The following is a 20,245-nucleotide window of genomic DNA, read 5'->3' as shown; positions in this document are numbered from 1 at the left end:
CGGGATGACCGCTCGCACGCTGAGCGCCGCTGTGTCCCACGTCGGACGCATCCGCGCGAACAACCAGGACTCCGGCTACGCCGGACAGCACCTGTTCGCGGTGGCCGACGGCATGGGCGGGCACGCGGGCGGTGACGTCGCCTCGGCGATCGCGATCCGCCGCATCAGGGAGGTCGACCGCGAGTTCCCGTCGGCGCACGACGCCGAGTTCGCACTGCAGTCGGCGCTGATCGCGGCGAACCAGCTCATCACCGAGACGGTGTTCGAGCACCAGGAACTCACCGGCATGGGCACCACGGTGTCCGCGATGATCCGGGTCGGCGAACAGATCGCCATCGCGCACATCGGCGACTCGCGCATCTACCGGCACCGCGACGGCGAGCTCCAGCAGATCACGTCCGACCACACCTTCGTGCAGCGGCTCGTGGACAGCGGCCGGATCACCCCTGAAGAGGCCGCGGTGCACCCGCGACGCTCCGTCCTCATGCGGGTGCTCGGCGACGTCGACGCCGCGCCGGAGGTCGACACCGCGATCATGGACATCCAGCCGGGCGACCGCTGGCTGCTCTGCTCCGACGGTCTCTCGTCGTACCTGGCCGAAGAGCGCATCCGGCACGCGCTCGCGTCGAACATGGACGCGAACCAGGTCACGCAGCGCCTCGTGAAGGAGACGCTCGACCACGGCGCGCCCGACAACGTGACGGTCGTCGTGATGGACGTCACCGACACCGAGCCCGACGACGACGACGATGCGGCCACCACGGTCGGGTCCGCGGCTGCACCGCTCACGTTCGAGGCGTCGACCGGCCGCAAGCCGATCCGCCTCCCCACGATCCTGCTCCACCCGCTCAAGGTCACGACCGCCCCCGAGGACTCGCACTTCGAGCCCGAGTCCGACCAGTTCTTCGCCGAGCTCATCGCCGAGGACCGCCGTCGCCGGATCCGCCGTCGTGTCTCGTGGACCATCGCGCTCGTCGTGGCCGTCGCCGCACTCGTCGGCGCCGTCTTCCTCGGCTGGCGGATCATCCAGGACCACTACTACGTCGGGACCGACCGCGGCACCGTCGCGATCTACAAGGGCGTGCAGCAGTCGATCGGGCCGATCGCGCTGTCCGACGTGTACGAGGACACCGACATCTCGGTGTCCGGGCTGCCGGAGTACACCCGCGAGAACGTCCGCTCGACGATCAACGCGCAGTCGCTCGACGACGCCCGTGACATCGTCGACCGGCTGCGGAAGGCCGCCGAGACCGGGCAGGACCAGGCGGGCACCGGCGGTGACGGCGGATCACCGTCCCCGACGCCCTCCTCGTCCCCGACGAAGTCGCCGTCGCCGTCACCAGGGGCGAAGCGATGAGCAGCGCCACCGCCCAGTCCTTCACGCAGGCGATCACGATCAAGCTGCGGGAGCCCGCCCGCGCCCGCAACCTCGAGCTCGTGCTGCTCGTCATCGCGTGCGGCATCTGCGCCGGCGCGATGGTCCTCGTGCAGCTCGGCACGAAGGGCAAGCTGTTCGACACCTCGGTGCTCTGGGTCGGCGCCGGCATCCTCGGGCTCGCGCTCGTGATGCACGTCGTGCTGCGCATCGTCGCGAAGAACGCCGACCCGTTCATCCTGCCGGTCGCACTCGTGCTGAACGGCATCGGGATCGCCGAGATCTACCGCATCGACGTCCACAACGGCCTGACCGGCTGGGGCGCGATCGGCGTGAAGCAGATCGTCTGGACGATGCTCGCGATGGTCCTGGCGATCATCACGGTCTCCGTCGTCCGGAACCACCGGTTCCTGCAGCGGTACCGCTACATCTTCATGTTCCTGACGATCGCGCTGCTGCTGCTGCCGATGCTGCCCGGCATCGGACTCAACGTGAACGGCGCGCGGGTCTGGATCAAGCTCGGCTCGTTCACCTTCCAGCCGGGCGAGCTCGCCAAGATCACGATGGCGCTGTTCTTCGCCGGCTACCTCGTCACCGCACGGGACTCGCTGTCGATCGTCGGCCGGAAGTTCCTCGGCATGACGTTCCCGCGGGCGCGTGACCTCGGGCCGATCCTCGTGATGTGGGCCGCGGCCATGGGCGTCCTGGTCTTCCAGCGCGACCTCGGCACCGCACTGCTCTACTTCGGCCTGTTCCTCGTGATGATCTACGTCGCGACGGCGCGGCTGAGCTGGGTCCTCATCGGGCTGGTGCTGTTCGTCGGCGGCGCGCTCATCGCGCAATCCGTGCTCGTCTACGTGCACGGCCGGTTCGAGCAGTGGCTCGACCCGTTCAACCAGGAGATCTTCACCCGGCAGACCCAGGGCAGCTACCAGCTCGTGCAGGGCCTGTTCGGCTTCGCGAACGGCGGGATCACGGGCACCGGTCTCGGCCAGGGGCGTCCGTACATCACCCCGGTCGCCAACGCGGACTACATCATCGCGTCGCTGGGTGAGGAACTCGGCCTGATCGGCGTCTTCGCGATCCTCGCCCTGTTCATCATCCTGGCGTCCCGGGGCCTCCGCGTCGGGTTCATGGCGCAGGACGACTTCGGCAAGCTGCTCGGCGTGGGCTTCGGCTTCATCATCGCGCTGCAGGTGTTCGTCGTCGTCGGCGGCATCACCCGGGTCATCCCGGTCACCGGCCTCACCACGCCGTTCATGGCGGCCGGTGGTTCGTCCCTCGTCGCCAACTGGATCATCGCCGCGATGCTGCTGCGCCTGACCGATGCAATCCCCGCCGAACAGCGCGTGCAGCAGGGTGCGATCCCGGCTGCTCGTGGTCGCGGGACGACCAGGAAGGAGCGCAGCCGGTGAACCGACAGCTCCGCGGTGTCTCGACCGTCATCGTGCTCATGTTCGTCGCACTCTTCGTGTCGACGACCTCCATCCAGTTCTTCTCGGCCGACTCCCTCCGCGCCGACTCGCGGAACTCCCGGACGATCCTCGCCAGCTACTCCACGAAGCGCGGCGCGATCCTCGTCAACGGCAGTCCCATCGCCGAGTCGACCCCGGTGGACGACCAGTACCAGTACCAGCGGAAGTACACGAACGGCGACCTGTACTCGGCCGTCACCGGGTACTTCACGATCGGCCAGGGCAACTCCGGCATCGAGGGCGCCGAGAACACCGTGCTCTCCGGCAACTCCGACGCCTCGTTCTTCCAGAACCTCAACGCGATCCTGACCGGCCAGGACGTCCAGGGCGACAACGTCAACCTGACGATCGACCCCGACGTCCAGAAGGCCGCGTACGACGCGCTGGGCGACAACACCGGCGCCGTCGTCGCGATCCAGCCGAAGACCGGCAAGATCCTCGCGATGGTGTCGAAGCAGAGCTACGACCCGAACACGCTGACGTCGCACGACACGCAGAACGTCATCGACCAGTACAAGGCGCTCGAGTCGAACGCCGCGAAGCCCCTGCAGAACCGGGCCATCGGCGGCGACCTGTACACACCCGGGTCGGTCTTCAAGCTCGTCGTGGCGTCCGCGGCGCTCGAGGGCGGCAAGTACAACCTCGACTCCGAGTTCCCGAACCCGTCGCGGCTGCAGCTGCCCGGCACGAGCACGTACATCAACAACGCCGAGGGCGGCTCGTGCGGCGGCGGCGACAAGGTCAAGCTGCGCACGGCGATCCAGTACTCGTGCAACATCCCCTTCGCGGAGCTCGGCCAGAAGCTCGGCTACGACGCGATCAAGAGCATGGCCGACAAGTACGGCTTCGGCGACGCGATCGAGGTCCCGATGCGCGCCACCGCCAGCCAGTACCCCGACGTCAGCGACGACACCGCGCAGCTCATGCTGAGCTCGTTCGGCCAGGCCAGCGTCCGCGTGTCCCCGCTGCAGATGGCCATGGTCTCCGCCGGCATCGCGAACGGCGGCAAGGTCATGCAGCCCTCGCTCGTCGACTCGATCACGACGAGCGACCTGAAGACCGTCGAGTCCTTCTCCCCGAAGCAGTACAGCGACCCGCTCTCGGCCTCCGAATCGAGTGACCTCACCGAGGCCATGCAGAGCGTCGTCAGCTCGGGGACCGGCACCAATGCCAAGATCGACGGTGTCGACGTCGCAGGGAAGACGGGTACGGCCGAAGGCGGCACGGGCGATCCCTACACACTCTGGTTCACGGGCTTCGCCCCGGCGAAGGACCCGGAGGTGGCCGTCGCGGTCGTCGTCGGGAACGGCGGCGGACTCGGGCAGTCCGGAGTCGGCAACACGGTCGCGGCCCCGGTCGCGAAGAAAGTCATGGAGGCGGTGCTGAACAAATGAGACCCACCAGCGGACTCACCTTCGGTGGGCGGTACCAACTCTCGTCCCGCGTCGCCATCGGCGGCATGGGAGAGGTGTGGCAGGCCACCGACCTCGTCATCGGCCGGACCGTCGCACTCAAGATCCTCAAGGACGAGTACCTCGGCGACCCGGGCTTCCTCGAGCGCTTCCGCGCCGAGGCCCGTCACGCTGCGCTCGTCAACCACGAGGGCATCGCCAACGTCTTCGACTACGGCGAGGAGGACGGCAGCGCCTACCTCGTGATGGAGCTCGTCCCCGGCGAGGCGCTCTCGACCATGATCGAGCGGGAGCACACGCTGCCGGTCGACAAGGTCCTCGACATCGTCGCGCAGACCGCGAACGCCCTGCAGGCCGCACACGCCGTCGGGCTCGTGCACCGCGACATCAAGCCGGGCAACCTGCTCATCACGCCGGACGGCCGCGTCAAGATCACCGACTTCGGCATCGCGCGCATCGCCGACCAGGTGCCGCTCACCGCGACCGGACAGGTCATGGGCACCGTCCAGTACCTCTCGCCGGAGCAGGCGAGCGGGCACCCGGCGTCGCCGTCGACCGACATCTACTCGCTCGGCATCGTCGCGTACGAGTGCCTGGCGGGCCGTCGCCCGTTCACGGGCGAGTCGCAGGTCGCGATCGCCATGGCGCACATCAACGAGCAGCCGCCGGCGCTCCCGGGGGACATCCCGGAGCCGGTCTCCGCCCTCGTGATGTCGTGCATCGCCAAGAAGCCGGCCGACCGTCCGGCGACGGCGGCGAACCTGGCCCGTGCGGCGCAGGCGCTCCGCCGTGGGGACGTCGCGGCCGCCACCGTCGCCGTGCCGGCCATCGCCGCCGGCGGCACCGTGGCGTTCAACCCGCCGCAGACGCCGGGGAACGACGCTGCGACGGCGCTCATCGGCACCCAGGCCGGTGCGGTCACGGGCGGTCCGGGCACCCCGGGCTCGCCGGTCGACGGCGAGGACGAGGAGCCGAAGAAGAAGCGCGCCTGGATCTGGTGGGTCGTGGGCATCGTCGCGGTGCTCATCATCGCCGGTGTCGTCGGCGCGTTCGCCCTGAACAGCAACGGTCAGCCGGAGCCGACGAAGTCCGCGACGACGCGCAGCGCGACGCCGAAGCCGTCCAACACCCCGACGCCGTCTCCGACCGAGACCCGCGTGACCGTGAACTCGGCGGACTTCGTCGGGCTGTCGGTCGCCGACGCGCAGGCCAAGCTCGAGGCGCTGAACCTCACCTCCCGCGTCGAGGACGGCGACCCCGCCCCGAAGCCCGAGCAGGCGAACACCGTCCAGTCGATCAGCCCCACCGGCAGCCTGGCTCCCGGCTCGCTCGTCGTGCTGCAGCAGTACACGGCGCAGCCGACGGTCAACCAGCCGAACTCGGCGTCCCCGGGTGCGGTGTCCGCCGACGGCGTGGTGACCTTCAGCTGGGCGGCGGCGACGTGCCCGACCGGGTACACCGTGTCGTCGTACGCGTACACGATCACCGGCGGCAAGGACGCCTCGAGCCAGACCTCGGGCACGCTCGACGCCGACCACCGATCGGTCACCGTGCAGATCGACAAGATCGACACCTCGGCCTCGCTGAGCTACACCGTGACGTGCGGCAACCTCGCGGCGTCGGCGGCGTCCGAGGCCGCGTCGAGCGACGCTTGGCAGGAGACGCCCGACCAAACTCCTGAGCCGGGCAGCACCGAAACCCCGCAAGACCCGCTGTGATCCACCCCCGGACGGGGGCTCGCGACACCGTTGCGTAACGGTTCGGTCGAGCCCCCCGTCACCAGCGTCTCACCAGCGAAGCCTGCCGTACACTTGCCCGGACGGACATTCGGAGGAGTACGTGCCAGAAGGTGTGACCGCGGGGATCACCCTCCTCGCCAACCGCTACGAGATCGGTGACGTCATCGGTCGGGGCGGCATGGCCACTGTGCATCTGGGCAACGACACCCGGCTCGGACGCAAGGTGGCAGTGAAGCTGCTGAAGCCCAGCCTCGCCAACGACCCGGCGTTCCGCACGCGCTTCCGGCAGGAAGCCCAGGCGGCCGCCCGCATGGCCCACCCCACCATCGTCCGCGTCTACGACGCCGGCGAAGAGACGGTCACCGAGACCTCCGGTGCCGAGGTGCAGGTGCCCTTCATCGTCATGGAGTACGTCGAGGGCCGTCCGCTCTCCGACATCATCGGCGACGGCCCGGTCGCCCCGGACGAAGCCGTGCGCATCACCGAGGGCATCCTCACCGCGCTCGAGTACTCGCACCGTGCCGGCGTCGTGCACCGCGACATCAAGCCCGCGAACGTCATGGTGACGCACTCCGGCCAGGTCAAGGTCATGGACTTCGGCATCGCCCGCGCCATCACCGACACCTCCGCGACGGTCGCCCAGACGACCTCGATCCTCGGCACCGCGTCGTACTTCTCCCCGGAACAGGCCCGCGGCGAGACCGTCGACGCCCGCACCGACGTCTACTCCACCGGTGTCGTGTTCTTCGAGCTGCTCACCGGCCGCCCGCCGTTCCTTGGTGACACCCCCGTCGCCGTGGCGTACCAGCACGTCAGCGAACAGCCCGTCGCGCCGTCGTCCCTCACGCCCGAGGTCTCGCCGGCGCTCGACGCGGTCACGCTGCACGCCCTGGTGAAGGACCGCACGCGCCGCTACCAGAACGCGGCGGAGTTCCGGACGGAACTGCAGCAGGCCGCGGCGGGCAAGGTCCCCGCGTCGACCCGCAAGCTCCAGCAGCAGGCCGCCCACGACGCCTCGACGGTGCTGTTCGGTGTGAACCCCCGGACGACCTCGAACCCCGCGGTGGCCTTCCGCGAGCTCGACGACGACACCGCCGAGCACCGTCCGCAGCGCACCCAGAACCGGCCGCCCGTCGCCTGGATCTGGGTCGGCATCATCCTGACCGCGGCGGTCATCGTGGCGGTCGTGTTCTTCGTGGCGAACCTCGGTCCGGGCAAGCCTCCCGTCACGTCCTCGGTCAGCGTGCCGAACGTCGTCGGTGCGACCTACGACTCCGCGGCCTCCGCGCTCGGCAAGAAGGACCTCGTCCCCGTCAAGGTCGAGGAGAACTCCGACGACGTCGACCGGGGATCGGTCATCCGCACCGAGCCCGGCTCCGGCACCAACGTCGCGCGCAAGCAGAACGTCCGCGTGATCGTCTCGCTCGGCCCCGAACAGGTCGCCGTCCCGGACCTCGCGGGGCAGGCGCAGGACGCAGCGCAGAAAACTCTCGAGCAGGCGGGCTTCGCCGTCGGTGCGATCAATTCCGACTACTCGCCCGACGTGCCCGAGGGGACGGTCATGAGCACCGACCCCGCCGCCTCGTCGCAGCACACCAAGGGCACGGTGGTGAACCTGACGGTGTCGAACGGCAAGGTCGAGTTGCCGAACGTCACCCAGCAGCCGTTCTCCACGGCGAACGCGACCCTCGCCCAGCTGGGGCTGAAGGTCACGCCGGCGCCGTCGTACTCGTGCATCGGTGGCACCGTGACGCAGCAGAGCGCCCCCGCCGGCGACATCGCGCAGGGCAGCACCGTGACGCTCACGTACTGCGCCGGCTCGGCGCAGCCCTCGCAGCCGCCGGCGACGGATGCACCCGCCGACGGTGGCAAGGACGGCGGCGACGACGGTCAGTGACCTGACCGCGTCCTGACGGATGCTCCGCGGCGGGGCTGCTCCGCGCCTCCTGTCCGGCGTCGTGTCGGCCTGCGTTCCCGGAGGCGCGGCTCGACCCCGCCACGTCCCGACCGTCCCGCAGCGCGGTCGCGTCAGTGGCGCGCCGCTGTCAGGCCCGGTGGGCCGCGATGAGCGGGTTCAGGCCCGCAGCGCGTTCCGCTGCACCGGCGAGGCCGGTCGTCTCGAGCCAGTTGCCGACCATCCGGTAGCCGCCCTCGGTGAGGACCGACTCCGGGTGGAACTGCACGCCGTACACGGGGTGCTCGCGGTGCTGCACGCCCATGATGACGCCGCCACCGGTCCGGGCGGTCACCGTGAGCTCGTCGGGGACCGTGCCGTCGACGATCGCGAGCGAGTGGTACCGCGTCGCCGTGAACGGGTGCGGGACGCCCGCGAAGAGGGGGCTGTCGTCGTGGTCGACCTGCGAGGTCTTGCCGTGCATGAGTTCCTCGGCGTGGGTGACCGTCGCACCGAGTGCCTCGGCGATGGCCTGGTGCCCGAGGCACACACCGAGCAGGGGCTTGTCCGCGGCGATGGCGGCGTGCACGGTCTCGACGGAGACGCCGGCGTCCGCGGGCGTCCCGGGGCCGGGAGACAGGAGCACACCGTCGTACTCGGCGATGCGGTCGGCGATCTCGGACGCGGGGAAGGCGTCGTTCCGAACCACGTCGGTCTCCGCCCCGAGCTGCTGCACGTAGCCGTTCAGCGTGTAGACGAAGCTGTCGTAGTTGTCGACGACGAGGATCTTGGTCATGGTCGGTTCACCGTACTCGTGGGGGATGTGTGCGGCGGGCTGAGAGGCTTCCCACACCCGCGGTCACGGTAGGATACCGGCCATGGCCAAGGACAAGGACCGCACCAAGCCCGCCCGGACGACCCGAGCCGACTCGGTCGACACCGCGGGGGACCAGCCGAACCCCGTGTGGTTCAAGCCGGTCATGTTCGGTTTCATGCTCATCGGCCTCGCCTGGGTGATCGTCTTCTACATCTCGAACACCACCCTGCCGGTGCCGTCCCTCGGTTCGTGGAACATCCTGATCGGCTTCGGCATCATGTTCGTCGGCTTCCTGATGACCACGCGCTGGCGGTAGCACCCCGGCCACACACCTCTCGACGCCCGTCGCACCTGCTGGTGCGGCGGGCGTCGTCGTTCGTGCCGTTGTCCACAGTGCACTCGCCCCGCCGTGGCCCTTGTCCCCACCTCCGCGTACGTTCTCCACAGTTCTCCACACTCTCCACACACCCATCCACACCCCCGTCCCGGAGTTATCCACAGCGGACTCCACAGTGGGGATAATCACATGCGTGTAACTCACCGCGTTCTCCACAGGTGTGGACAACTCAGTCGTGCACGTGTGGAAAAGCCCTCGCGGACGCACGAACGCCCCGCCGCTGAGCGACGGGGCGTTCGGTGGAGCTGCTGTGCGGCTGTCAGCCGATCGTCACCGCGTACCCGACGGCGGTCAGGGCGATGCCCACGACCGCGGCGGCCACGAGCAGTGCGATCTGCAGCGGACGCTGGCGGATGTTGCGGGTCCGTGCGAACACGAATCCGACCACGAAGCCGCCGATGATCCCGCCGACGTGCGCCTGCCACGAGATGTTCGTACCGGGCAGGAACCCCACGACGAGGTTGAGTCCCATGATGACCAGCAGCTGCACGGCGTTGTTGCCGAGACTGCGCTGCAGGACGAAGAACGCCGCGAACAGCCCGAAGATCGCGCCGGACGCTCCGACCACCCACGTGCCGGGGGCCAGGAACGTCACGAGCATCGACCCGAAGATCCCGGTGATGAAGTAGAGCGCCAGGAACCGCCACGCCCCGAGCATGTTCTCGAGCATCCGGCCGAAGATCCACAGCGCCCACATGTTGAACAGGATGTGGAAGAGGCCCGAGTGCACGAAGAGCACCGTGACCGCTCGCCACGGCTGCGAGGGCAGGAGCAGCGAGTTGTAGGCGAACAGGTTCGTGAAGAACCCGCCCGAGACCTGGTCGAGCAACCAGATCGCGACCGAGACGGCGACGATCACGACCGTCGCCTTCTGGTCGAGCATGGCGAAGCGCCGCCGGGCGACCGTCAGCCCGCTGGGGCCTCCGGACGCCCGACGGTTCGCCTGGAACTGCGCACGCTGCTCACGCACGCACTCAGGGCAGTGCACCCCGACCGCCGCCGGCGTCTGGCACTCCGGGCAGATCGTCCGCCCGCAGCGCTGGCAGAGCACGAAGCTCTGCCGGTCCGGATGCCGGTAGCAGGTGTTGTTCGGGTTGTACGCCTGATCGGTCACGTGGTGGCTCAGACGTCCTCGACGTCGATGCTCTGGATGACGACGTCCTCGAGCGGCTTGTCACGGCCGTCGGTCGCCACACCCTCGATCGCGTCGACGACCGCGCGGGACTCGTCGTCCGCGACCTCGCCGAAGATGGTGTGCTTGCCCTGCAGCCACGGCGTCGCCACCGTGGTGATGAAGAACTGCGAGCCGTTGGTGCCGCGGCCGCCCTGGATGCCGGCGTTCGCCATGGCGAAGATGTACGGGTTCTGGAAGGTGAGCTCCGGGTGGATCTCGTCGTCGAAGCGGTAGCCCGGTCCGCCGATGCCCTGACCGAGCGGGTCGCCGCCCTGGATCATGAAGTCCTTGATGATGCGGTGGAAGACGACACCGTCGTACAGCTTGTCGGTCGAGACCTTGCCGGTGCCGGGGTGGGTCCACTCCTGCTTGCCCGTCGCGAGGTCGACGAAGTTCTTGACGGTCTTCGGAGCGTGGTTGCCGAACAGGTTGACGCGGATGTCGCCCTTGTTCGTGTGGATCGTTGCGACAGCGGTGTGCAGAGACATGTTCCGATTCTCGCATGTACTGCTGACGGTCAGACGGATCACACAGGTGAGGCTCCGTGACCTGTCAGGCACTGCGGTGGCAGGATGGGGGTCACGCCGTTCCGATGGAGGTACCAGATGACGACGATCGAGATCCCGCGCAAGCGCCGGAAGCAGATCAAGAAGCTCAAGGGCCAGACCGCCTCGCTCCTCGGCGAGCAGCGCAAGGTCCTCGAGCACGCGAACGCGATCCTTGCGGAGGCGCGGTCCCACGCCGTGGACACCGCTCGCAAGGACATCGCTCCGCGAGTGCAGAACGCGATCGACAACGGCATCCGTCCGGCTGTCGCCACGGGGGTGCACGCTGCCACGAGCGCAGCGCAGAGTGCTTCGCACCGCTTCCAGTCCGAGGTCGTCCCCGGACTCGTCGCGACGGCGGGCTCGGTCCTCAGCGTGGGTGACCTCGCGAAGGACCCCCGCGTCAAGAAGATCGTGAAGAACGCCCAGAAGAAGGGCAAGAAGGCCAAGAAGGCTGCGGAGAAGTACGTGCCGCACCAGAAGAAGGGCATCGGCTTCGGCGGTGTCGCGCTGATCGTGGTCGGTGTCGTCGCCGTGGCGGGTGCCGCCTACGCCGCGTACCAGACGCTCCGCGCGGACGACGACCTCTGGGTCGCCGACGACGCTGACACGGCGGAGAAGCCTGCCGCCTGACCTCCCGGTTCGCACGAAGGGCCCCGGCACGCGCCGGGGCCCTTCGTCGTCCGCGGGCCAGCGGCTCGCCGGCCGTGGCCGGAGGCGGCGAGCGGGCAGAATACGTCCCGTTCACCGCGCCGAAACGGCCGTTCGCGCCCACTCGGCGCCCGACGCACAGCATGTCGTGCCCGCTCACCGGCCCGGCGTCGGCCCGGCGACGGACGGGAGGCGCGGGTCGGGCCCGCCCCGCGCCTCCCGTCCGCCGTCGCGTTCCGCCCACCCCACCACGCACGTCCACCGGGGTCCACCCGGAGCCGTGTCGCGGTCGCACGACGCGCCGCTCACGTCCACCGAGGTCCCTCGAACGGCCGCCAAGCCGGCGCGAGACGCCACAATCGGCAAACCTCGAGCCCGCAAGAACGTCGCGCAACGGAACCGATCGCGGAGCGGCGCGCCGGAGGCGCAGACGAACACGACGACCGAGCGAGGCGAAGCGAGGAACGAGCGGAGCATCGCTCACGCCGAGGGAGTGGAGCCTGGGAGAATCGAACTCCCGACATCCTGCTTGCAAAGCAGGCGCTCTACCAACTGAGCTAAGGCCCCGTGACACCCATCGTACGGAGTGTCGGAGGAAGTGGTGGGGCTACAAGGACTTGAACCTTGGACCTCTTCGTTATCAGCGAAGCGCTCTAACCGCCTGAGCTATAGCCCCTCAGACCGGATGAAAGCCTACCGTACGGATCTCGCAGAACGAAATCGAGGTGGTCGGCCCATCCGGCCCGGGTGTGTCAGTTGTTCGTGAAGCCGACGAGCAAGCCGCCGGTGATCCGCACACTGAGGTTGTAGAGGACACTCACGATGGCGCCGAGCACGGTGCCGACGACCACGTTGAGGATGCCCACGACGATGGAGAACCCGAGCACCTGGCCCAGCGAGAACTGGTCCATGATCGAGTAGTTGTTCTGCCCGGTGACGTCCTTCAGCAGGGCGTCGATCTGGGTGAAGACACCGGTCTGGTTCAGGATGACCCACACCAGCGCGGTGGCGACGACGATCACGATCGAGCCGGCCAGGGCGATGAGGAAGCTGAGCTTGACCATCGACCAGAAGTCGACGTACACGAGCCGCAGCCGCACCTGACGGGTGCCGACGGGCCGCTTCGCCTTCTTCTGGAGCTTCTCGGCGACACTACTCATTGCTTGACTGGTCCTCTCCGGCCACGGTGTCCGTGGGCACTGTGTCGGCGGGGTCGGCGGCCGCTTCGTCCGGGCTGACCGTCTCCACCGGGCCCGCAGGCTCGATCTCGGCGTCGTCCTGGTCGTCCAGGTTCCGCTCTGTGTTCCGGGCCACCGCGATGATCCGGTCGTTCTCCGCGAACCTCGCGAAGACCACACCCATCGTGTCGCGACCCTTGGCGGGCACCTCGGCCACGGCAGACCTTACCACCTTGCCCGATTGCAGCACGACGAGCACCTCGTCGTCCTCGCCCACGATGAGAGCACCCACAAGGTCGCCTCGGTCAGCGGCCAGCTTGGCCACCTTGATGCCGAGACCACCACGGCCCTGCACGCGGTACTGGTCGACCGACGTGCGCTTGGCGTAGCCACCCTCGGTCATGACCCAGACGTAGCCGTCGTCCGAGACGACCCGGGCTGCGAGCAGCGAGTCGTCGTCGCGGAAGGACATGCCCTTCACGCCGGAGGTCGATCGACCCATCGGGCGCAGGGTGTCGTTCGTCGCGGTGAAGCGCAGCGACATGCCGTGCTTCGACACGAGCAGGAGGTCGTCGTGCTCGTCGACGAGGAGCGCCTGCACCAGGGTGTCGCCGTCGCGCAGGTTGATCGCGATGATGCCACCGGTGCGGTTCGTGTCGTACTCGGTGAGCGGGGTCTTCTTCACGAGACCGTGCGCCGTGGCGAGCACGAGGTACTGCGCCGCCTCGTAGTCGCGGATGTCGAGCACCTGCTGGATCTGCTCGTCCGGCTGCATGGCGAGCAGGTTCGCGACGTGCTGACCCTTGGCGTCGCGGCTGGCCTCCTGCAGCTCGTAGGCCTTCGCGCGGTAGACCCGCCCCTTGTCCGTGAGGAAGAGGAGCCAGTGGTGCGTCGTCGTCACGAAGAAGTGCTCGACGATGTCGTCGGCGCGCAGCTGCGCACCCTTCACCCCGCGGCCGCCGCGGTGCTGCGACCGGTAGTTGTCGCTGCGCGTCCGCTTGACGTACCCGCCGCGGGTGATGGTGACGACCATCTCCTCTTCGGGGATGAGGTCCTCGATGGACATGTCGCCGTCGAAGCCGAGCAGGATCTCGCTGCGGCGGTCGTCGCCGAACCGCTCGACGATCTCCTCGAGCTCGTCGCCGATGATCGTGCGCTGACGGGTCTCCGACGCCAGGATGTCCTGGAAGTCGGCGATCTTGCGCTCGAGCTCCTCGGCCTCGTCGTGGATCTTCTGCCGCTCGAGGGCGGCGAGACGACGGAGCTGGAGCTCGAGGATCGCGCGCGCCTGGATCTCGTCGACGGACAGCAGGTCCATCAGGCCGGTGCGGGCCTCTTCGACGTCGGGCGACCGGCGGATGAGCGCGATGACCTCGTCGAGGGCGTCGAGCGCGGCCAGGTAGCCACGGAGGATGTGGGCGCGCTTCTCGGCCTCGCGCAGCCGGAACTGGGTGCGGCGGACGATGACGTCGATCTGGTGGTCGACCCACGCCGAGATGAACCCGTCGAGCGCGAGGGTGCGGGGCACGCCGTCGACGATCGCGAGCATGTTCGCGCCGAAGTTCTCCTGCAGCTGCGTGTGCTTGTACAGGTTGTTGAGGACGACCTTGGCGACGGCGTCGCGCTTGAGCACGATGACGAGGCGCTGACCGGTACGACCCGAGGTCTCGTCGCGGATGTCCGCGATGCCGGCGAGCTTGCCGTCCTTCACGCCCTCGGCGATGCGGATCGCGAGGTTGTCGGGGTTCACCTGGTACGGGAGCTCGGTGACGACGAGGCAGGTGCGACCCTGGATCTCCTCGACGTTGACGACCGCACGCATCGTGATCGAACCACGACCGGTGCGGTAGGCGTCCTGGATGCCCTTCGTGCCGAGGATCTGCGCCCCGGTCGGGAAGTCCGGGCCCTTGATCCGCTGCATGAGCGCGCCGAGGAGCTCTTCACGCGTGGCGTCGGGGTGCTCGAGCGCCCACTTGGCGCCCGCAGCGACCTCGCGCAGGTTGTGCGGCGGGATGTTCGTCGCCATGCCGACCGCGATGCCGACGGACCCGTTGACCAGCAGGTTCGGGAAGCGTGCCGGCAGGATCGCGGGCTCCTGCGTGCGACCGTCGTAGTTGTCCTGGAAGTCGACGGTGTCCTCGTCGATGTCCCGGACCATCTCCATGGCGAGCGGCGCCATCTTGGTCTCGGTGTACCGCGGGGCGGCGGCGCCGTCGTTGCCCGGGGAACCGAAGTTGCCCTGGCCGAGCGCGAGCGGGTACCGGAGCGACCACGGCTGCACCAGGCGGACGAGGGCGTCGTAGATCGCGCTGTCGCCGTGCGGGTGGAACTGCCCCATGACGTCGCCGACGACGCGCGAGCACTTCGAGAAGGCCCGGTCGGGACGGTAGCCGCCGTCGAACATCGCGTAGATCACGCGGCGGTGCACCGGCTTCAGTCCGTCACGGACCTCGGGCAGGGCACGACCGACGATGACGCTCATCGCGTAGTCGAGGTACGAGCGCTGCATCTCGAGCTGCAGGTCGACCTGCGAGATGCGGTCACCGGAGACGACGATGTCCCCGCTGTCGCCGTGGACGATCTCGGGCTGCTCGTCGGCGCCGTTCTCGTTGTCGTCAGCCATGTGGCTTCGTTCCCTTTCTGGACAGCCTGGAGGCTGTGGTTCCGTCAGTCGCGCCGGGCGCGACCGCAGGTGGTCAGGACTGGTCCGCGCGACTCACGCCGCGCCTCCAGGCCAGGATCAGATGTCCAAGAACCGGACGTCCTTCGCGTTCTGCTGGATGAACTGGCGACGGGACTCGACGTCCTCACCCATCAGCGTCGCGAAGACGCTGTCCACCGCGGCGGCGTCCTCGAGCGTGACCTGCAGGAGCGTCCGGGTGTCCGGGTTCATCGTGGTGTCCCACAGCTCCTTGTAGTCCATCTCGCCGAGACCCTTGTAGCGCTGGATCCCGTTGTCCTTCGGGATGCGCTTGCCGGCGGCGAGGCCGGCCTGCATCAGGGCGTCGCGCTCCCGGTCGCTGAACACGTACTCGTGCGCCGAGTTCGACCACTTCAGGCGGTAGAGCGGCGGCTGCGCGAGGTACACGTAGCCGCGCTCGATGAGCGGCCGCATGTAGCGGAACAGCAGGGTGAGGAGCAGGGTCGTGATGTGCTGACCGTCGACGTCGGCATCGGCCATCAGCACGATCTTGTGGTACCGGGCCTTGTCCGGGTCGAAGTCCTCGCCGATGCCGGCGCCGAACGCCGTGATCATCGACTGGATCTCCTGGTTGGCCAGGGCACGGTCGAGGCGGGCCTTCTCGACGTTGAGGATCTTGCCGCGCAACGGCAGGATCGCCTGCGTCATCGGGTTGCGACCCTGCACGGCGGAACCACCGGCGGAGTCACCCTCGACCATGAAGATCTCGGAGACCGTCGGGTCCTTCGACTGGCAGTCCTTGAGCTTGCCGGGCATGCCGCCCGACTCGAGGAGGCCCTTGCGACGGGTGGTCTCGCGTGCCTTGCGTGCGGCGAGACGGGCCTGGGAGGCCTGGATCGCCTTGCGCACGACGTCGCGGGCCTGCGTCGGGTTGCTCTCGAACCAGTGGGTGAGCTCGGTGCCGACGACGCGCTGGACGAAGCCCTTCGCCTCGGTGTTGCCGAGCTTGGTCTTCGTCTGCCCCTCGAACTGCGGTTCGCCGAGCTTCACGGAGATGACGGCCGTCAGCCCTTCACGGATGTCGTCACCCGTGAGGTTGTCGTCCTTCTCCTTGATGATCTTCGCCTCGCGCGCGTACTTGTTGACCAGGTACGTCAGCGCCGCGCGGAAGCCCTCTTCGTGGGTGCCGCCCTCGTGCGTGTTGATCGTGTTCGCGAAGGTGTGGACGCTCTCTTGGTAGGAGGTGTTCCACTGCATCGCGACCTCGAGCGCGATCTTGCGCTCCGGGTCCTCGGCCTCGAAGCCGATGACGTCCGGGTGCACCAGGTCGGCCTTCTTCTGGGCGTTGAGGTACTCGACGTAGTCGGCGAGGCCGCGCTCGTAGAGGAAGGAGTCGTGCCGTGCCTCTTCACCGTCGGCCGGGGTGCGCTCGTCGGTCAGGGTGATCCGCAGGCCCTTGTTGAGGAAGGCCATCTGCTGGAAGCGCGTGCGCAGGGTCTCGTAGTCGAAGACGACGGTCTCGAAGATGTCGGCGTTCGGCCAGAAGGTGATCGTGGTGCCGTGGCCGTCGTCTTCCTCGTCCTTCGACAGGGGCGCGACCGGGACGCCGTCGGTGTAGCTCTGGCGCCAGACGTGGCCCTGCTGGCGGACCTCGACGTCGAGCTCGGAGCTCAGCGCGTTGACGACCGACGAACCGACGCCGTGCAGACCACCGGACACCGCGTACGCGCCGCCACCGAACTTGCCGCCGGCGTGCAGGACGGTGAGCACGACCTGGACGGTCGAGACGCCCTCGGCAGCGTGGATCCCGACGGGGATGCCACGGCCGTTGTCGACCACGCGGACGCCGCCGTCTTCGCGGATGGTGACGTTGATCGTGTCGCAGTAGCCCGCGAGTGCTTCGTCGACGGAGTTGTCGACGATCTCCTGCACGAGGTGGTGCAGACCGCGGGGACCGGTCGACCCGATGTACATGCCCGGACGCTTCCGGACGGCTTCGAGTCCCTCGAGCACCTGGATCTGGTCTGCGCCGTACGCTGGATCGCTCTGCGGGGTCGCCTCGCCGGACGAGTTCTGTCGGTCGTCGTCAGATCCGGATGTCATTCGAAGGTGCTCCTGCCTGCGCGCGGAACACCCGCGCACTGCACCTCTCAGTCTACCGCAGGACCCCCTCCTCCGAGGGCGGATTCCGGCCGTGGACGGCCTTTTTTCGTCCTCCCGGACGATTTCGTCGCCCTACCCGTAAGTGTCGCGGGGACCGCGCCCCTGAACCGTCCTGGGGCCGCGTTTCCAGGTGGGGGCGTCGGGGCCCGAAACCCGGATCGACTGCACCCCCGCCTCGGGGTGCCGCTCGGCGATGGTCGTCGTGACGGTGCTGCGCATCAGTCGGAGCTGGGTCGCCCAGGCCGTCGAGTCGCAGCGGATGACGAGTGCACCGTCGTCGATCGTCATGGGTCGGGAGTGCTTCGCGAGTTCCTCGCCCACCACGGCGGGCCAGTCCACGAAGAGCTCGGACCGGGCGAGGGGCTCGGTCCAGCCCAGTTCCTGCGCGAGCGAGCCGACGACGTCGCCGAGTCCGGCGGGCTCGCGACCGCGACCGTAGGGCACGGAGTCGGGGTCGAGTCCCTTCATGCGGCGCCGGCGCGCGTCGACGCCGCGCTTCGAGGGGTCGCCGAAGACGGCGCGGAGGTGCCGGTAGACCCGCGAGGGTTCGGTCGGCTTCGACGGCTTCGGCATCAGACGCCCGCTCCGGTCGGGTCGGCTTCCGCCCGGTGGTCTTCCGGTTCTTCGGTCGGACTGGAGGCGCGGCTCGGCTCCGCCTCGTCGGTCACGATCGTGCCCGCTTCGATCCGGACCGTGTGCGCGGCCAGCTGCTCGGGCACGTCACCGAACACCGCCGCGGTGATGAGCACCTGCTCGTAGTCGGCGACCGCCCCGGCCAGGCGTTCCCGGCGGGACTCGTCGAGCTCGGCGAACACGTCGTCGAGGATGATGATCGGATCGCCCAGGCTCGACTCGGCTCGGAGGATCGACGCACTGGCCAGCTGCACGGCGAGCGCGAACGACCACGATTCCCCGTGACTGGCGTAGCCGCGGGCAGGTAACCCGTTCAGCTGGAAGAGGACGTCGTCGCGGTGGGGACCGACGAGCGTCAGGCCGCGGTCGAGCTCGTCACGCCGACGCCGTTCGAGTGCCGCGCGGAACGCATCGGCAGCCGCGGTGACGGTGACCGGCTCGTCGGGTGTCCCGAGGACGGGATCCGTCGCGGCCGCGTCCTCCGGGTCGCCGCCGCGGACGCTCAGGACGCCGGTGATCGACGCCTCGTGCCGTTCGCCGGCGACGGTCGCGTAGGCCTCGGCCACGAACGGGGCGAGCCGCCGGGTGAGGTGGTCACGGGCGGCGATGATCTCGGCGCCGAACGCCACGAGCCGCTCGTCCCAGACGTCGAGCGTCGCGAGCGAACCCGCCTTCGCACCGGTCGCCCGGGCCGACTTCAACAGGGTGTTCCGCTGCCGGAGCGTCCGGTCGTAGTCGGCGAGGACGCCCTGCATGCGCGGGGCGATCTGCCCGAGGAGTTCGTCGAGCATCCGGCGTCGGCCGGCCGGTTCGCCCCGGACCAGCGCGAGGTCCTCGGGAGCGAAGAGGACGCTCGTGCAGTAGCGCGGGAGCTCGCGGGGCTTGATGGCCGAGCGGTTCACCTGCGCCCGGTTCGAGCCGGTGCGGTTGATCTGGACCTCTGCGAGGATGCTGCGGTCCTCGTGCGCGAGCCGAGCGCGAACGATCGCCGCGTCGCAGCCCTGCCGCACGAGTGCCGCGTCCGTCGGGACCCGGTGCGACCCCAGGGTGGAGAGGTAGCCGATCGCCTCGACGAGGTTGGTCTTGCCCTGTCCGTTCCGGCCGACGAACAGGTTCGGCCCGCGTGCGAGGTCGACCTCGGCCTCCCGGTAGTTCCGGAAGTCCGTGAGTTGCAGGTGGTCGACGTGCACGCGGGCCGTGGCCGGGTTGCCCCGGTTGGACTACGCCTTCTTGACGGCGTGGCCGCCGAACTGGTTGCGGAGCGCCGCGACGGCCTTCATCGTCGGGGACTCGCTGCCCTGACGCGAGACGAAGCGGGCGAACATCGCCGCGGAGAGCGCGGGCATCGGCACCGCGAGCTCGATCGCCTCTTCGAGGGTCCAGCGACCCTCGCCCGAGTCGTCGACGTAGCCCTCGAGCTCGTCGAGCTTCGGGTCCTCGTTGATCGCGAGGACGAGGAGGTCGAGCAGCCAGGAGCGGACGACCGTACCGCGCTGCCATCCGGCGAAGACCGCCGGGACGTCGTGGACGATGTCCTTGGCCTCGAGGAGCTCGTAGCCCTCGCCGTAGGCCTGCATGATCGCGTACTCGATGCCGTTGTGGACCATCTTCGCGTAGTGGCCCGCGCCGACGCCGCCGGCGTGCGAGAAGCCCTCTTCGCGCGGGCCCTCGGGACGGAGCGCGTCGAAGACGGGCATGGCGAACTCGACGTCCTCGGGGGCGCCGCCCACCATGAGGCCGTAGCCGTTCTCCTTGCCCCAGACGCCACCGGAGACGCCGGCGTCCATGTAACGGATGCCCTTCGCGTCGAGCTGCTTGGCGTGCACCTCGTCGTCGAGCCACTTCGAGTTGCCGCCGTCGATCACGAGGTCGCCCTCGCTCAGGACGTTCGACAGGTCGGTGATCACGTCGTCGGTGATCTTGCCGTGCGGGACCATGACCCACACGAGCTTCTTGCCCTCGGGGAGCGCCGCGGCGAGTGCGCCGAGGTCGGCGACGTCCGAGACGGCGGGGTTCGCGTCGTAGCCGGTGACCTCGATGCCTGCGTTGCGGAGACGGGCACGCATGTTGTTGCCCATGCGACCGAGGCCGACAAGACCGATGTGCATGATTTCCTCTTCTGTTCGTCGTCGCGCTGATGCAGGGGTGGCG

The 20,245-nt window shown here is 68.8% G+C and carries 16 protein-coding genes and 2 tRNA genes; 7 read left to right on the top strand and 11 right to left on the bottom strand.

The annotated features are described in order from the left end of the window. The first annotated feature begins 4 nt into the window (after positions 1 to 4). From WFH25_RS02935 to pknB, 5 genes are all read left to right on the top strand, one after another. Positions 5 to 1,357, top strand: coding sequence for a Stp1/IreP family PP2C-type Ser/Thr phosphatase (locus tag WFH25_RS02935; protein ID WP_070417453.1), 1,353 nt, complete (start codon positions 5 to 7; stop codon positions 1,355 to 1,357). Beyond that, complete coding sequence (locus WFH25_RS02930) at positions 1,354 to 2,790, top strand: FtsW/RodA/SpoVE family cell cycle protein (protein ID WP_229084711.1); 1,437 nt, start codon at positions 1,354 to 1,356, stop codon at positions 2,788 to 2,790. Before WFH25_RS02935 ends, WFH25_RS02930 begins: the two co-directional genes overlap by 4 nt. Further along, complete coding sequence (locus tag WFH25_RS02925) at positions 2,787 to 4,244, top strand: peptidoglycan D,D-transpeptidase FtsI family protein (RefSeq protein WP_071294235.1); 1,458 nt, start codon at positions 2,787 to 2,789, stop codon at positions 4,242 to 4,244. The genes WFH25_RS02930 and WFH25_RS02925 overlap by 4 nt, the downstream gene beginning before the upstream one ends. Beyond that, positions 4,241 to 5,980: a protein kinase domain-containing protein gene (locus WFH25_RS02920; protein ID WP_092385591.1), complete on the top strand. Its 1,740-nt coding sequence runs from the start codon at positions 4,241 to 4,243 to the stop codon at positions 5,978 to 5,980. Before WFH25_RS02925 ends, WFH25_RS02920 begins: the two co-directional genes overlap by 4 nt. A gap of 121 nt (positions 5,981 to 6,101) precedes the next feature. Further along, entirely contained in the window at positions 6,102 to 7,898 is a 1,797-nt protein-coding gene (gene pknB / locus WFH25_RS02915) for a Stk1 family PASTA domain-containing Ser/Thr kinase (RefSeq protein ID WP_336696747.1), read from the top strand. A gap of 148 nt (positions 7,899 to 8,046) precedes the next feature. Here the strand turns inward: pknB and WFH25_RS02910 are convergent, their stop codons facing one another. Further along, the gene (locus WFH25_RS02910; RefSeq protein WP_070417458.1) at positions 8,047 to 8,691 is read right to left on the bottom strand and encodes an anthranilate synthase component II; all 645 of its coding nucleotides are present in this window, start codon (positions 8,689 to 8,691) and stop codon (positions 8,047 to 8,049) included. A gap of 82 nt (positions 8,692 to 8,773) precedes the next feature. Between WFH25_RS02910 and WFH25_RS02905 the strand changes: the two genes are divergently transcribed. Then, positions 8,774 to 9,028 (top strand): cell division protein CrgA, encoded by a 255-nt coding sequence (locus WFH25_RS02905; RefSeq protein WP_070417459.1) that lies wholly within the window; start codon positions 8,774 to 8,776, stop codon positions 9,026 to 9,028. A gap of 340 nt (positions 9,029 to 9,368) precedes the next feature. Here WFH25_RS02905 and WFH25_RS02900 read toward each other — a convergent pair whose 3' ends face one another. Continuing rightward, positions 9,369 to 10,223 carry a rhomboid family intramembrane serine protease gene (locus tag WFH25_RS02900; protein WP_071294232.1) on the bottom strand — a complete coding sequence of 285 codons (855 nt, stop codon included), beginning with the start codon at positions 10,221 to 10,223 and terminating at the stop codon, positions 9,369 to 9,371. An 8-nt stretch (positions 10,224 to 10,231) separates the two neighbouring features. Continuing rightward, positions 10,232 to 10,771 carry a peptidylprolyl isomerase gene (locus tag WFH25_RS02895; protein WP_070417461.1) on the bottom strand — a complete coding sequence of 180 codons (540 nt, stop codon included), beginning with the start codon at positions 10,769 to 10,771 and terminating at the stop codon, positions 10,232 to 10,234. Between the two features lie 117 nt (positions 10,772 to 10,888). Between WFH25_RS02895 and WFH25_RS02890 the strand changes: the two genes are divergently transcribed. After that, entirely contained in the window at positions 10,889 to 11,461 is a 573-nt protein-coding gene (locus WFH25_RS02890; RefSeq protein ID WP_083295136.1) for a hypothetical protein, read from the top strand. Positions 11,462 to 11,973: 512 nt separating this feature from the next. Here WFH25_RS02890 and WFH25_RS02885 read toward each other — a convergent pair. The 8 genes from WFH25_RS02885 to gnd form a co-directional block, all read right to left on the bottom strand. Beyond that, positions 11,974 to 12,046 (bottom strand) — tRNA-Ala (locus tag WFH25_RS02885). A gap of 32 nt (positions 12,047 to 12,078) precedes the next feature. Then, positions 12,079 to 12,155, bottom strand: a tRNA-Ile gene (locus tag WFH25_RS02880). Between the two features lie 76 nt (positions 12,156 to 12,231). Beyond that, positions 12,232 to 12,639 carry a DUF3566 domain-containing protein gene (locus tag WFH25_RS02875; RefSeq protein WP_070417462.1) on the bottom strand — a complete coding sequence of 136 codons (408 nt, stop codon included), beginning with the start codon at positions 12,637 to 12,639 and terminating at the stop codon, positions 12,232 to 12,234. Further along, positions 12,632 to 15,280: a DNA gyrase subunit A gene (gene gyrA, locus WFH25_RS02870; protein ID WP_070417463.1), complete on the bottom strand. Its 2,649-nt coding sequence runs from the start codon at positions 15,278 to 15,280 to the stop codon at positions 12,632 to 12,634. The genes WFH25_RS02875 and gyrA overlap by 8 nt, the downstream gene beginning before the upstream one ends. A 117-nt stretch (positions 15,281 to 15,397) precedes the next feature. Beyond that, on the bottom strand, positions 15,398 to 17,401 hold the full coding sequence (gene gyrB, locus WFH25_RS02865) for a DNA topoisomerase (ATP-hydrolyzing) subunit B (RefSeq protein ID WP_336696746.1): 2,004 nt from the start codon (positions 17,399 to 17,401) through the stop codon (positions 15,398 to 15,400). A gap of 132 nt (positions 17,402 to 17,533) precedes the next feature. After that, positions 17,534 to 18,034: a DUF721 domain-containing protein gene (locus WFH25_RS02860; RefSeq protein WP_336696745.1), complete on the bottom strand. Its 501-nt coding sequence runs from the start codon at positions 18,032 to 18,034 to the stop codon at positions 17,534 to 17,536. Next, positions 18,034 to 19,284 (bottom strand): DNA replication/repair protein RecF, encoded by a 1,251-nt coding sequence (recF, locus tag WFH25_RS02855; RefSeq protein WP_336696744.1) that lies wholly within the window; start codon positions 19,282 to 19,284, stop codon positions 18,034 to 18,036. The genes WFH25_RS02860 and recF overlap by 1 nt, the downstream gene beginning before the upstream one ends. Before the next feature lie 30 nt (positions 19,285 to 19,314). After that, positions 19,315 to 20,202, bottom strand: coding sequence for a phosphogluconate dehydrogenase (NAD(+)-dependent, decarboxylating) (gene gnd, locus WFH25_RS02850; RefSeq protein ID WP_092385584.1), 888 nt, complete (start codon positions 20,200 to 20,202; stop codon positions 19,315 to 19,317). Positions 20,203 to 20,245: the final 43 nt, after the last annotated feature.

Source organism: Curtobacterium sp. USHLN213, assembly GCF_037144815.1.
Classification (GTDB): domain Bacteria; phylum Actinomycetota; class Actinomycetes; order Actinomycetales; family Microbacteriaceae; genus Curtobacterium.
Note: the sequence above shows the minus strand (reverse complement) of the source record. Positions and strands in the feature narration are given on the sequence as shown.

Bases quoted from the DNA above. Each gene is read 5' to 3' on its own strand.
- WFH25_RS02935 (WP_070417453.1), top strand. From the start codon at position 5: ATGACCGCTCGCACGCTGAGCGCCGCTGTGTCCCACGTCGGACGCATC.
- WFH25_RS02930 (WP_229084711.1), top strand. From the start codon at position 1,354: ATGAGCAGCGCCACCGCCCAGTCCTTCACGCAGGCGATCACGATCAAG.
- WFH25_RS02920 (WP_092385591.1), top strand. From the start codon at position 4,241: ATGAGACCCACCAGCGGACTCACCTTCGGTGGGCGGTACCAACTCTCG.
- WFH25_RS02910 (WP_070417458.1), bottom strand. From the start codon at position 8,691: ATGACCAAGATCCTCGTCGTCGACAACTACGACAGCTTCGTCTACACG.
- WFH25_RS02905 (WP_070417459.1), top strand. From the start codon at position 8,774: ATGGCCAAGGACAAGGACCGCACCAAGCCCGCCCGGACGACCCGAGCC.
- WFH25_RS02895 (WP_070417461.1), bottom strand. From the start codon at position 10,771: ATGTCTCTGCACACCGCTGTCGCAACGATCCACACGAACAAGGGCGAC.
- WFH25_RS02890 (WP_083295136.1), top strand. From the start codon at position 10,889: ATGACGACGATCGAGATCCCGCGCAAGCGCCGGAAGCAGATCAAGAAG.
- WFH25_RS02875 (WP_070417462.1), bottom strand. From the start codon at position 12,639: ATGAGTAGTGTCGCCGAGAAGCTCCAGAAGAAGGCGAAGCGGCCCGTC.
- gyrA (WP_070417463.1), bottom strand. From the start codon at position 15,280: ATGGCTGACGACAACGAGAACGGCGCCGACGAGCAGCCCGAGATCGTC.
- gyrB (WP_336696746.1), bottom strand. From the start codon at position 17,401: ATGACATCCGGATCTGACGACGACCGACAGAACTCGTCCGGCGAGGCG.
- WFH25_RS02860 (WP_336696745.1), bottom strand. From the start codon at position 18,034: ATGCCGAAGCCGTCGAAGCCGACCGAACCCTCGCGGGTCTACCGGCAC.
- gnd (WP_092385584.1), bottom strand. From the start codon at position 20,202: ATGCACATCGGTCTTGTCGGCCTCGGTCGCATGGGCAACAACATGCGT.